This window comes from Streptococcus sp. 2022WUSS135, assembly GCF_044427045.1.
In the GTDB taxonomy this organism is placed as follows: Bacteria; Bacillota; Bacilli; order Lactobacillales; family Streptococcaceae; genus Streptococcus; species Streptococcus hashimotonensis.
This window is the reverse complement of record NZ_JAOTGL010000014.1, coordinates 18,759-31,282: the sequence shown is the minus strand read 5'-3', so window position 1 is coordinate 31,282 and position 12,524 is coordinate 18,759. Positions and strand designations below refer to the sequence as shown.

The window sequence follows — 12,524 nt, the reverse complement described above, 5'->3', positions numbered from 1 at the left end:
AAGAGAAAAGGAGACCGATATGATTCACTTGATTTGTCCCAATCCAGCTCTGGATCGTACGCTACTTGTTGAAAAAATTGAAAAGAATATTCCCCTGAGACCGACGGAAGTGAGGGATTATCCTGGTGGAAAAAGCTTCAACGTGGCCTATGCCCTCCGTGAAAACGGTGTGACAGACTACATCATTCATACTATTTTGGGTGGTCAGATTGGTCGCTATATTCAGGAGCTTAATGCTGATGGTGGAAATACCCTGCGCGTGGTTGAAAATAGCCAGAATACTCGGATGTGTAATATCTATGTTGAAACCAGTACAGGCGATGTAGTACTATTTTATGAAAAAGGTTTTGAACTAACAGAGGATTTGCTCAACCAATTCACTCAGCAGATTGAAAATAGCCTGCAAGCTGGCGACATCCTAGTCTTTTCAGGCAGTCTGATGAAGGGGATACCAGATGACTATATTCAGCAGTTTATTGAAAAATACCCAGAGGTGCTGACCATAGTGGACACCAGTGGACCGGCTTTACGTGCGGCTTATCAAGCTAGACCGGTCCTTATCAAAATCAATAATGAAGAGCTGAAAGATATTTATCCAGAACTAGATGAAGAAAGGCCAGAGGATATTTTGCGGATATTAAAAGAAGTTACACCGCATGAAAATATCATCATTACCATGGGAGACAAGGGGAGTCTAGCTAAGATTGGTCAGCGCTTTTTCCGTATCAAGTCTCCAAAGAAAGAAACGCGTAATCCAATTGCCGCAGGGGATTTCTACCTGGGCTTGCTAGTCAAGGGAATCAGTCAAGGTCAAGCCCCAGAAATCTTTTTGAAAGAAGCGGCAGCCTTTGCGACAGCCAATTGTTTGAATTCTTTTCCAGAGGTTGAAGCAGAGCAGTTTGCAGCGATTGTAGATACAATATTACTAGAGGAACTGTAGTATTGTATCCCTTTACTCATCGTGCTATAATGGCAAGGAGAAACAAGGTGAAATGGGGGATAATAGTGGATCAGTTGACAGTCCTTTACCAAAATTTAAAACGGCGATATGGTGAATTCCACTGGTGGAATGATGAAAATCCTGTAAAGGATTTGGTATCTATGATTCTTATTCAGCAAACAACGGAAGCAAATGCCAAGCGTGCTTTAGAACAGTTGGAGGGACGGTTGACGATTCATTCGCTTTTAGAGATGCCTGTGGAGGATTTACAAGAACGCATTCGCCCAGCAGGATTCTTCAAGCAAAAGTCCCTTTATATTCGGTCAGTGGTTGAGTGGGCCAATCAGTTCGATGGAGATTTTTCTCGCCTAGATAGTGTTGAGACAGCAGTACTCCGAAAAGAGCTGTTGAGCTTGAAGGGGGTTGGCAATGAAACTGCGGATGTTATTTTGCTCTATTTGTGTCGAAGAAGTGTTTTTGTGGCGGATCAATATGCTCTTCGACTATTTAATCGGTTAGGACTTAGTCAGTCTAAGGATTATTTGAGTTTGAGACAGGAATTTACAGAGCAGATAAAAGATTGGTCGGTAAAAGACGCTCAGGAGCTTCATGCACTGATTGATGAACATGGCAAGCAGTTCAGATTAACAAAGGGGCAGCTTGATGAATCATGGTTGATGATATAGTCCATTAGTGTATCTTTTATTACTACGAAGAGCGAGGAAGCCTTATTTCCGAGTTCAAACACTCCACTTGACTGATGAAGTAGCCAGCATATTGTTGCCTTGTACTAATAAGCAAACGAAACGACTATAGAAGAGTAAAACCAGCAAATCTACTGACTTGCTGGTTTTTATGCTTTAAAAAACTCTTCAATATCTGCCTGATCTATGCCAATCATGGGGTCAATGGTTAGCAGGTTGTCCACAGTCAGAATATATTCTCTGGGCTGTCCACTTGTTTTTTCTGGCTGGTCTTGGTCAAGAAGGGATAGTTGCTGACTGTTTTCTGTTACTGGCTCTGTTTGTTTTGACCTATCTGAATGGGCAGGTGGCTGGGTTTGCTTGGCTTTGGCTGTTTTGCTTTCGTTGTTTTCTGTCAGGCTTTCCTTGCTGTCTTGCTCTGCCATTTCCCCTTGGAAACGTGGGACCAGATAGGTTTTTCGGATGGTTCCGGCGTTTTTGACGGCGTAGTCGAAGGCGGAGATTTCGCCTAGGAGGATGAGCTTGCTCTTGGAGCGGGTGATGGCGGTGTAGACCAGGTTGCGCTGGAGCATGCGGTGGCTGGTGCGGGTGATGGGGAGGATGACGATCTGGAACTCACTGCCTTGGGACTTGTGGATGGACATGGCATAGGCCAGGGTAATCTTGTACCATTCATTGCGTGGATAGGTGACCTCGCTACCGTCGAAGTTGATGGTAATCTCGTCCTGCTTGGAGTCGGTGTACTTGGCAGGCAGGAGGTCAGTAATATAGCCCAGATCACCATTGAAGACATTGGCCTCAGCATCGTTGACTAGGTGGATGACTCGGTCGCCTTGACGAAAGACCTGCTCGTTGTGGAGGAATTCCAGCTCTCCGTCTTCTAGGGGATTGAGCAGGGCCTGGGTCATGGTGTTGAGTTGGTCAATACCTGCGGCACCACGGTACATAGGTGCGAGGATTTGGACTTCGTTTGCAGGGATACCGGACTTGATAGCTGCGCCGACAATGCGTTCAATCAGAGCTGGAATTTGTTCGTTTTGCGCTTCAAAATAGGAGCGGTCAGCCTTTTTCTCACGAAAATCGCTAGGCAGGGCCCCTTGGCGAATCTGGCTGGCTAGGGTAACAATGGTCGAATCATCGGATTGACGATAGATACGTTCCAGAGTGATGCTGGGTAGCTTGTCAATTTTTAAGAGGTCAGCTAGGACCTGACCGGGACTGACAGAAGGTAATTGCTCCGCATCGCCGACAATCAGAACTTGGGTCTGGGAGGAGATGTTCTGGAAGAGCTGGTTTGCCAACCAAGTATCTACCATAGAAAACTCATCCACGATGATAAAGTCGGCATCCAAATAATCATCACGGTAGGATTCTTCCTGTCCTTCTACTAGACCGAGATGGCGGTGGATGGTGGCGGAAGGCAGACCTGTCAATTCATTCATCCGTCTGGCTGCTCGTCCGGTTGGAGCGGCAAGGAGGACAGGACATTCTTCTCGGTTGCGAGTCAGGTCAATCTTATGCAAGATGGCATAGACCGCGATAATTCCATTGATAACGGTTGTCTTTCCAGTTCCTGGTCCGCCTGTCAGAATGAAAAGCGGATTGGTAATAGCTTGGACAATGGCTTCTTTTTGAATGTCATCGTAGGTCAGGGAAGACATACTTTCCAGCTCTGCTATGGCAGCCTCAACGTCTGCGCGTGGGAAGGGCTTGAAGCCATTTTTTCCCATCAGGCGGGTCAAGTTTTTATGGATACCATGTTCGGCAAAGTAAAGGCTGTTGTCAAAAATCTTTGTGCCTTCTTGCTGTACCTTGTCGTCTGCAATTAGTCCCGTCAATTCTTTGGCAACAGCAGCGGGGTCCAGCTCTGTATGGCGGGATTTTTCCAGCAGTTCAAGGGTTGCTTCCAGCAAATCTCTAGCCTCCACATAGGTATCGCCTGTTTCCATGGAGCGATGAATGAGGCTAAAGAGCATACCAGCCCGAAAGCGTTGGGGTGAATCACTGGCAATTCCTAGATTTTCCGCAATCCTATCGGCAATGGTAAAACCGAGCCCTTGGACATCTTCGACCAGTTGATAGGGGTTTTCTTCAATAATCTGAAGTGTTTTTTCCTTATACTGGTCTTGGATTTGAAAGGCCAATTTATTGGGAATGCCATACTCAGCTAGTTTTGCCAAGATCAGCTCGGTTCCATAATTGAGGCGGAGTTTTTCGACAAATGCCTGCATGTTCTTGCTGGATAGGCCTGTGATTTGGGTTAGTTTTTCAGGTTCAGCTAAAATCTTATCAATGGTATCTTCGCCATAGAGTTCAACGATTTTTTCAGCTGTTTTGCGTCCAATTCCCTTGAAATGGTCGCTGGAGAAATACTTAACCAGACCAGCTGAGGTAGGCTTGCTACGTTCGTAGCGAGAAATTTGCAGCTGCTGACCATACTTGGGATGGGTGACCAGATTGCCATAGAAACGATAGTCTTCTCCTTCAATGACATCGGCAATCGTTCCGGTCACAATAATTTCGTAGTCATCATAGTCTGCGTCTGTCTCCTCGATTTCAAGGAGAAGGATTTTATAAAAATTATTAGGATTTTCAAAAATAATCCGGTCAATAGTACCGGTAACATACACTTCGTTCATAGAAAATAGTTCCTAAAATAGTGAAAAAAGAAGTTTGGAACGGATTGCTCCAAACTTGTTTGTATTAATCAACAGTCCCAATACGGTTGAGAGGCCACATGCGAAAGACAACTTCTCCTTTGATGTTTTCACGGGAAAATGTTCCTACACTACGACTATCTAGTGAGACAAGGCGGTCATCTCCCATCAGGTAGTATTGTCCTTCTGGGACTGTCACGGTAAAGTCTACGTAACCATTGGCATCTTGTGTGAAAGCTTCAGCAGATTGGGCCACAGCTTGGAATTGTTTGTTGTAAGAATAGACTTCTTGAAGTTTATCTTTCTGGAATGCAGCTAGATATTCATCTAAGTAAGGCTCGTCCACTTTTTGGTCGTTAACATAGAGGACATCGTTTTCGTAGCGAATGGTGTCACCTGGCATACCAATCACACGTTTGACAATCAGTTTTTCCTTGCCGTCGCTGTCTGTCTCACTGGCTACAACAATATCAAAGCGGTCAATAGAGGATGTTTTGAGCATGATGAGTTTTTCTTGGTGTTGAAGCGTTGGGTCCATGGAATGGCCATCGACAGATACAGGATCCCAGATAAAGTAACGACTGGCAAAAAAAGCTGCCATAAATAGTAAAAAGATGCCCCATTCAGCTAAGAAGGCGACTAGTGGTGAGCGTTTTGTTTTTTGGATTGCTCCCATATTTTTTCCTCATTTCAATAATTTTTGTGCTTTTTGCGTATTGGCAAAGTGGAGTTTGGCAGTTTGGTTGAGACCAGCCATGCCATATTGTTTTAAGATGCTTGCTGCGACTTGGTCGGATTTACTGCCCGCACCAGACGGTAGATTCATCCCAACTAGTTGACCAAGCTGGACAAGATTTTCTAAAAACATAGCTCTAGCAATAATAGAAGATACTGCCACAGCCAGATACTTGCCCTCAGCCTTTTCTTCTAGAGTGACGGGGTTGGCAAATTGATTGGCTTCCTTCTTCAAGTACTTTTGATAATTTTGACTGGAAGTGAAGGCGTCAATGACAATCTTCTCAGGCTGGACACCCTTTTGCAAGAGTAGGAAAATAGCCTGATTGTGTAGGGCGACCTTTACAGACACCGCATTGTAGCCTTGCTCGATGACTTCGTTGTATTTTTTCGGTGACAATAGCAGAGCTTGGTGGGGGATTTTCTCTTTTAAGAGAGGGGCGATTTGGCAGATTTTTTGGTCTGTCATTTTCTTGGAATCATCCACACCAAGCGACTTGAGAAAGGTATGGTCTTCTGGGCGGACAAAACTAGCAACGACAGCCAAACCTCCAAAATAAGACCCGTTTCCAACCTCATCGGTACCAATCATGGGCAGGTTTTGACCAGGCGTGGTCGCCTGTCCAGAGTTTTCTGGCTCATAGCCCCAGAGCCCTGCTTCTTGCTCTGCCATTTCCCCCTGAAAAACGACTTTTCCAGAAGTGTAGATGGACAGGCTGGCACCGGTCAGTTTGAAAAATGCTTCTATGTAAGGATTTTTGCTGGTCTGCCGATAGCGGTCATAGTGAGCCATCATGGCTTGTTTTTGCTGGGCAGATGCCTTTAGTACAACGGTATTCATGTTCTTATTGTAACACAAATGCTAGTTAGAGTGTGCAGAAAAGGGTGGAATTTACTATAATGGTAGAAGAAAGTGAGGTACACTATGGAAGTGCAAATGAAGTATAAATGGGCGACTCTGGGAACAGGTGTCATTGCCAACGAATTGGTTCAGGCCTTGCAGGCTATGGGAGGAAATCTTTATTCGGTAGCCAACCGTACCTATGACAAGGGTGTGGAATTTGCGCAAAAATATGGCATCGAGAAAGTTTATCTAGAAATCGATGAAGTGTTTGAGGATCCTGAAGTAGACATTATCTACATTTCTACGCCTCACAATACCCATATCAATTATTTGAGAAAGGCTTTGAAGGCTGGAAAGCATGTCCTCTGTGAAAAGTCTATTACGCTTAATTCAGAAGAATTAGCAGAAGCCATTCAACTGGCAGAAGAAAATCGGGTTATCCTGGCAGAAGCCATGACCATTTTCCACATGCCAATCTATCGTCAGTTGAGCCAAGTGGTTGCCAGTGGCAAGTTGGGTGCTTTGAAGATGATTCAGATGAACTTTGGTAGCTACAAGGAATACGACATGACCAACCGCTTTTTCAATAAAAACTTGGCAGGCGGTGCCCTTTTGGATATTGGTGTCTACGCTCTGTCATTTGTCCGTTGGTTTATGACGGAAAAGCCAAGCCAGGTTTTGTCCCAGGTCAAATTGGCTCCGACAGGTGTGGACGAGCAGGTAGGGATTTTGCTCAGCAATGATGTAGGGGAAATGGCGACCATCGCCCTGACCCTCCATGCCAAACAGCCAAAACGTGGAACGATTGCCTACGACAAGGGCTATATCGAACTCTACGAGTATCCTCGTGGTCAGAAAGCAGTCATAACCTATACTGAAGACGGTCGTCAAGAGGTAATCGAAGCGGGCGAGACAGCCAAGGCCCTTTCTTATGAAGTGGCGGATATGGAAAAAGCTGTCGCAGGCATCGAAAACACCATGCACCTAGCCTACACCCAAGATGTCATGGAAATCATGACCCAACTCCGCAAAGAATGGGGCTTGGTTTATCCTGAAGAAATGTAAGGTTTTGACTAATCCGAAAATTGAAATGAGAGTGAGCTAGTAGCCAATTATTGGGTTACTACCTTATTCTCATTTTTTTTATCGTCATTTAGTATTATCTAATAATATGACAGTCAGATGACATTTATATTGATTGTGTGACAGAAAAGTCCTAAGATTACATAGTGGAGACAGTTTATTTAAAAGAAGGGTTGAAGGCTTGTTTTTCAGATTTAATTTAGGTAAGATAGAACCATCTCAAAAATAAAGAAGGAATAAGATTATGAAACGTAAGAGAACAAATAAACCACAACGTATGCGTCGCAAGAGAAAAACACCCATCATGAAAAACAATAAGAAGATGTTATACACATCTTCATTGGCTCTTTCTCTCTTTAGTACAGGGATGATTTCGACAAATGTTTTAGCCCTCGAATGGGCTCCACGTACTGTTTCTGAAATTAGCCCAGAAATTGTCCAAGAAGAAGGAAAGATGACCTATACTGTTCAGTATGGGGATACCTTATCAGCCATCGCCTCAGCTATGAATATTGATATGGACTTGCTGGCGAAAATGAATCAAATTGCAGATGTCAACTTGATTTTCCCTGATACGGTACTGACGACGACTGTTGACCAAAACAATCAAGTGACTCAGGTTGAGATTGAAGCTCCTGTTCAGGGAAACACAAATGAGACCGTTCAGGCAACTGTTGACCTAACAACCAATCAAGTAACGGTTGAGGATACGGTTATTCCGTTGGATCAAATTTCATCAGTTACTGACTCAGCACCCGTAGAGGAAGTTGTAGAACAACCTGTAGTAGAAGCGCCTGTAGAGGAAGTTGTAGAGCAACCTGTAGTAGAAGCGCCTGTAGAGGAAGTTGTAGAGCAGCCTGTAGTAGAAGCACCTGTAGAAGAAGTTGTAGAACAGCCTGTAGCAGAAGCACCTGTAGAAGAAGTTGTAGAGCAGCCTGTAGTAGAAGCACCTGTAGAGGAAGTTGTAGAGCAGCCTGTAGTAGAAGCACCTGTAGAGGAAGTTGTAGAACAGCCTGTAGTTGAAACTCCACAAGTGACAGCCCTATCAACCACTACAACAAGTACAAGTGCTTATGATGTTGGTTTGCAACCTCAGGTAGCAGCCTTCCGCGCAGAAGTGGCAAATGCCTTTGGTATTACCTCATTCTCTGGTTACCGTGCAGGTGATTCAGGAGACCATGGTAAAGGTCTGGCAATTGACTTTATGGTGCCTGAGAGCTCAGCTCTAGGAGATCAAGTGGCAGCTTATGCAGTTGCAAACTTAGCTTCTAAAAATACCAACTACATCATTTGGAAACAGCGTTTCTATGCGCCGTATGACAGTATCTATGGTCCAGCCTATACATGGAACCTGGTGCCAGACCGTGGTAGCGTTACAGAAAACCATTACGATCATGTGCATGTATCTTTTAATTAGACTTACAAAAATAACCGTTTCAGCCTTATCTGAAACGGTTATTTCTTTATATGTAGTAATATAGTCGAATGAATTAACTTTCAAACAAGGAACTGAGGTGCAGGCAGCTAGAACAGCCTAGAGGCTGTTCTAGGTTGGAAATAAGTTGCGAAACAAGTCACTTTCGTAGAGTACGGCAAGCCGAAAGTGGCGATGTATCAAAGTTAATTCAAATGACTATAAAAGAAGAAACAGCCATCTCCCCCCCAGATAGCTGTTTCGTGCGCAAATCACAGTATAAAATATATTCCTAAAAGAAACCTTAAACCCAAGAACTTGCCTTCACAAGTAACATACTGAGCTGCGAAGGCAGGTTCTAATTTTAGGAAAATTAAAATTGACATGTAGAGTGTTGTTTTCGGATGCTTTATCGTTTATTTAACTTGAATCGCCAATGCTTGGTAAGGTTTGAGAATGATTTTTTTGCCTAGTTTGTTGTCAGGATAGTTGCTGATGAGGACTTGGCCGTGGGCATAGTCGTCTACCAGGGCTAGTTCAACCTCTTCTGCGAAGAAATTGTTGAGGACTAGCAGTTTTTCGCCATTTAGCAAGCGTTCAAAGGCGTAGACTTTCTGGCTATCCTTGTAGGCAGCCTTGTAATCCCCTTCTGAGATGAGAGGGAGCTCTTTTCGCAGGCGGATGAGTTCTTGGTAGAAGGTAAAGATTGGGCCTGTTTTTTCCTGTTCAACGTTAATGGTTGGATAGGATTTGCCAGCCTTCAGCCAAGGGGTTCCTGTTGAGAAGCCTGCATTGTCAGAAGCGTCCCATTGCATCGGGGTGCGGGAATTGTCACGGGACTTGGCCTGGATAATCTTGAAGGCCTGCTCAGGTGTGTGACCTTGGTCCAAGAGCATCTGGTAGGCATTGATAGACTCTACATCGACATAGTCGTCCATGCTATCGTAGTCGGGGTCAATCATGCCGATTTCTTCGCCCATGTAGATGTAAGGGGTTCCGCGTGACAGGTGGATAGAAGCGGCCAGCATGGTTGCTCCTTCCTTGCGGAAATTCTCCACATCAACAAAGCGGTTGAGGGCACGAGGTTGGTCGTGGTTGTTGTAGAACAAGGCATTCCAGCCATTTCCAGCTGACATCTCCTCGCCCCAAGTGTGGAAGAGGCGTTTGAGTTCCTCAAAGTCAAAGTCCATAATGGTCCATTTTTGACCGTCCTTGTAGTCCACTTTCAAGTGATGGAAGTTGAAGGCCATGGACAATTCTTCCCGCTCAGGAGCTGTGTAGAGAATACAGTTTTCAATGGTGGTGGCAGACATTTCCCCAACGGTCATGAAGCCTTTTTCGCTACCAAAAGTAGCATTGTTCATCATCTTGAGGTAGTCGTGGGTAATCGGACGGTCGGTGTAGGCTGGCTTGCCATCGTTGATTGGGCAATCTTCTAGGACTTCATCCTTGCCGATAAGGTTGATAACGTCGAAGCGGAAGCCCTTGACACCCTTGTCTTTCCAGAAGTTGACCACCTTGAAGAGTTCTTCGCGGACATGCGGATTTCGCCAATTGAGGTCGGCTTGGGTCACATCAAAGAGGTGGAGGTAATATTTCCCGGTGTCGCCAAATGGTGCCCAGGCATTGCCACCGAACTTGGAAACCCAGTCAGTTGGCTGGTCATGCAGGATAAAGAAATCCTGGTAGTATTTGTCGCCAGCTAGGGCCTTTTGGAACCATTCGTGGTCTGTCGAGCAGTGGTTGAGAACCATGTCCAACATGAATTCGATACCTAGCTCTTTGCCGACAGCTACCATTTCTTCAAAGTCAGCCATGGTCCCAAAATCAGGATTGACGGCTGTATAGTCGGAAATGTCATAGCCGTTGTCCCGTTGAGGACTTGGGTAGAAAGGGTTGAGCCAAATCATACCAATGCCTAGCTCTTTTAGATATGGAAGTTTTTCAATAATTCCACGCAGATCCCCGACACCATTTCCAGTTGTATCCTTGTAAGATTTTGGGTAGATTTGATAAACAACCTTTCGTTTGTCTATTGTCATTTTGCTCTCTCTTTCTTAATTTTTTCCTTCTTGCATAAGCAATGATAGGAGGTGCAAGTTACCTTGCGCCCTCCTAGAACATTAATTCTTTGTAACTGTCAGAATAGCTTCGCCTTGAGAGATGGCACGAGGAAGATTTCCGATAACTTGAGTGTCAAAGTCAGTTTGGTTGGTCACGATAACTGGTGTTTCAGCAACAAGACCAGCAGCCTTGATGACATCGATGTCAAAGCTAATCAATTTATCACCAGCTTTTACCTTGTCACCTTGTTTGACGTGAGCTGTGAAGCCTTTGCCTTCCAATCCAACAGTATCCATACCAATGTGCATAAGGAGCTCAACTCCGTTTGTAGCAGTGATACCAACAGCATGGTTGGTTGGGAAGAGGACAGATACTTCACCATTGACTGGAGCAACCAAGACACCTTCGCTCGGGTCAATAAGGACACCTTGTCCCAAGACACCTGATGCAAATACAGGGTCAGTAGCTTGTGACAATTCTTTGGCTTGGCCAGTAAGTGGGCTGATCAATTCGATAGCAGCGCCAGTTTCAACAACTGCTTCAATTGGGGCTACAACTTCTTCAACAGTTTCTTCTTTTTTTGAAAATGCACCTGTACGTTTGAAAACAGCTGTCAAAATCATTGGGACAACAATCGCAACAATCATTGTCATAAAGAATGCACCCCAGTATTCAGCCTTGATAGACAAGATACCTGGAAGACCACCGATACCGATAGAAGCAGCTTGGATGTTGAAGGTTACAGAAAGTAAGCCAGCGATACTTGAACCAATCATAGCAGCTACAAATGGATAAACGTATTTCACGTTGACACCAAAGAGAGCTGGTTCAGTAACACCTAGGTAGGCAGAAATAGTTGCAGGAAGTGAAACCTGAGCTTCTTTTTCATTGTGACGGTTCATGAGGAAGTAAGCAAATACTGCAGAACCTTGAGCGATGTTAGAAAGAGCAATCATTGGCCAGAGACCAGTTCCACCAGCATCCGCGATTAATTGCGTATCGATAGCGTTTGTCATGTGGTGAAGACCAGTGATAACGAACGGTGCATAGAGGGCACCGAATACCGCGCCGAAGAGCCATTTCAATGGGCCTGTCAAACCTGCCAATACGATAGTTGACAACCATTGACCGATTGTCCAGCCGATAGGACCAAGGACAGTGTGAGCCAGGATAATAGCTGGAAGAAGTGATAGGAATGGTACGAAGATCATTGAGACCACTTCTGGAACAACCTTACGCCAGAAGATTTCCAGATAAGAAAGTGCCAAACCTGCAAGAAGGGCAGGGATAACTTGCGCTTGGTAACCGATGCGGGCAATACTAAATGCACCGAAGTTCCAAGACCAGTCGCTGGCAATGGTTGCTGCATCTGTACCAGGTACAGAATAAGCGTTGAGCAACTGAGGAGAAACCAAACAGATACCAAGGACGATACCAAGGATTTGTGACGTTCCCATTTTACGAGATACAGACCAAGTGATACCTACTGGCAAGAAGTGGAAGATGGCTTCACCTGGCAACCAGAGGAAGTGATTGACACCATTCCAGAAAGGAGAAACCTGAACGATGGTGTTCCATACAGGGTTACCGTCAGCGTCAAAGACCAACTGCCCGTCTTTCATGGCTTGTCCAAGCCATTCCATCTGAACGCCTTCCAAGACGTTACGGAAACCAAGAATCAAACCGCCGACGATAAGGGCAGGGATGATTGGAGTGAAGATTTCCGCCAGCATAGTCATAACACGTTGGATGGCATTTTGGTTACTTTTAGCGGCTGACTTAGCAGCTTCTTTTGATACGCCTTCGATACCAGACACAGCTGTAAAGTCATTGTAGAAGATTGGTACATCGTTACCGATGATGACTTGGAATTGACCAGCGTTGGTGAATGTTCCTTTTACAGCAGGAATGTCTTCGATGACTTTTACGTTTGCTTTTTTCTCATCTGCAAGAACAAAGCGCATGCGTGTTGCACAGTGTGTTACTGCATTGACATTCTCTTTTCCGCCAATAGCTTCTAGGAGCTGTTTAGCTTCTTTTTCAAATTTTCCCATATATTTTTCCTTCTAGACGGCTTATGGAA

The 12,524-nt window shown here is 44.8% G+C and carries 9 protein-coding genes; 4 read left to right on the top strand and 5 right to left on the bottom strand.

The window, feature by feature from the left end; translation table 11 throughout:
* Window positions 1-19: 19 nt before the first annotated feature.
* Both ODU45_RS05890 and ODU45_RS05885 read left to right on the top strand, forming a co-directional pair.
* The gene (locus ODU45_RS05890) at window positions 20-940 is read left to right on the top strand and encodes a 1-phosphofructokinase family hexose kinase (protein WP_398580951.1); all 921 of its coding nucleotides are present in this window, start codon (window positions 20-22) and stop codon (window positions 938-940) included.
* Between the two features lie 47 nt (window positions 941-987).
* Window positions 988-1,626 carry an endonuclease III domain-containing protein gene (locus tag ODU45_RS05885; protein WP_029743681.1) on the top strand — a complete coding sequence of 213 codons (639 nt, stop codon included), beginning with the start codon at window positions 988-990 and terminating at the stop codon, window positions 1,624-1,626.
* Between the two features lie 167 nt (window positions 1,627-1,793).
* On the opposite strand, the gene ODU45_RS05880 is transcribed toward ODU45_RS05885, so the two are convergent.
* The 3 genes from ODU45_RS05880 to rnhC all read right to left on the bottom strand — a co-directional run bounded on the left by ODU45_RS05880 (window position 1,794) and on the right by rnhC (window position 5,877).
* A complete protein-coding gene (locus ODU45_RS05880) occupies window positions 1,794-4,283 on the bottom strand; it encodes an ATP-dependent RecD-like DNA helicase (RefSeq protein ID WP_398580950.1) in 2,490 nt (829 codons plus the stop codon).
* 64 nt (window positions 4,284-4,347) lie between these two features.
* A complete protein-coding gene (lepB, locus tag ODU45_RS05875) occupies window positions 4,348-4,977 on the bottom strand; it encodes a signal peptidase I (RefSeq protein ID WP_024411908.1) in 630 nt (209 codons plus the stop codon).
* Between the two features lie 9 nt (window positions 4,978-4,986).
* Window positions 4,987-5,877 (bottom strand): ribonuclease HIII, encoded by an 891-nt coding sequence (gene rnhC, locus ODU45_RS05870; protein ID WP_398580949.1) that lies wholly within the window; start codon window positions 5,875-5,877, stop codon window positions 4,987-4,989.
* 84 nt (window positions 5,878-5,961) lie between these two features.
* Here rnhC and ODU45_RS05865 point away from each other — a divergent pair, with 84 nt between their 5' ends.
* Complete coding sequence (locus ODU45_RS05865) at window positions 5,962-6,945, top strand: Gfo/Idh/MocA family protein (RefSeq protein WP_105179068.1); 984 nt, start codon at window positions 5,962-5,964, stop codon at window positions 6,943-6,945.
* 262 nt (window positions 6,946-7,207) lie between these two features.
* Complete coding sequence (locus ODU45_RS05860; protein ID WP_398580948.1) at window positions 7,208-8,380, top strand: LysM peptidoglycan-binding domain-containing protein; 1,173 nt, start codon at window positions 7,208-7,210, stop codon at window positions 8,378-8,380.
* Window positions 8,381-8,793: 413 nt separating this feature from the next.
* Here the strand turns inward: ODU45_RS05860 and treC are convergent, their stop codons facing one another.
* Together treC and treP are read right to left on the bottom strand one after the other, a co-directional pair.
* On the bottom strand, window positions 8,794-10,419 hold the full coding sequence (treC, locus tag ODU45_RS05855) for an alpha,alpha-phosphotrehalase (protein WP_398580947.1): 1,626 nt from the start codon (window positions 10,417-10,419) through the stop codon (window positions 8,794-8,796).
* 81 nt (window positions 10,420-10,500) lie between these two features.
* The gene (gene treP, locus ODU45_RS05850) at window positions 10,501-12,495 is read right to left on the bottom strand and encodes a PTS system trehalose-specific EIIBC component (protein WP_398580946.1); all 1,995 of its coding nucleotides are present in this window, start codon (window positions 12,493-12,495) and stop codon (window positions 10,501-10,503) included.
* Between the last annotated feature and the right edge of the window lie 29 nt (window positions 12,496-12,524).

Excerpts from the sequence above, each read along its gene's own strand:
- ODU45_RS05890 (WP_398580951.1), top strand. The coding sequence starts at position 20 with ATGATTCACTTGATTTGTCCCAATCCAGCTCTGGATCGTACGCTACTT.
- treC (WP_398580947.1), bottom strand. The coding sequence starts at position 10,419 with ATGACAATAGACAAACGAAAGGTTGTTTATCAAATCTACCCAAAATCT.
- lepB (WP_024411908.1), bottom strand. The coding sequence starts at position 4,977 with ATGGGAGCAATCCAAAAAACAAAACGCTCACCACTAGTCGCCTTCTTA.
- ODU45_RS05865 (WP_105179068.1), top strand. The coding sequence starts at position 5,962 with ATGGAAGTGCAAATGAAGTATAAATGGGCGACTCTGGGAACAGGTGTC.
- rnhC (WP_398580949.1), bottom strand. The coding sequence starts at position 5,877 with ATGAATACCGTTGTACTAAAGGCATCTGCCCAGCAAAAACAAGCCATG.
- ODU45_RS05860 (WP_398580948.1), top strand. The coding sequence starts at position 7,208 with ATGAAACGTAAGAGAACAAATAAACCACAACGTATGCGTCGCAAGAGA.
- ODU45_RS05880 (WP_398580950.1), bottom strand. The coding sequence starts at position 4,283 with ATGAACGAAGTGTATGTTACCGGTACTATTGACCGGATTATTTTTGAA.
- treP (WP_398580946.1), bottom strand. The coding sequence starts at position 12,495 with ATGGGAAAATTTGAAAAAGAAGCTAAACAGCTCCTAGAAGCTATTGGC.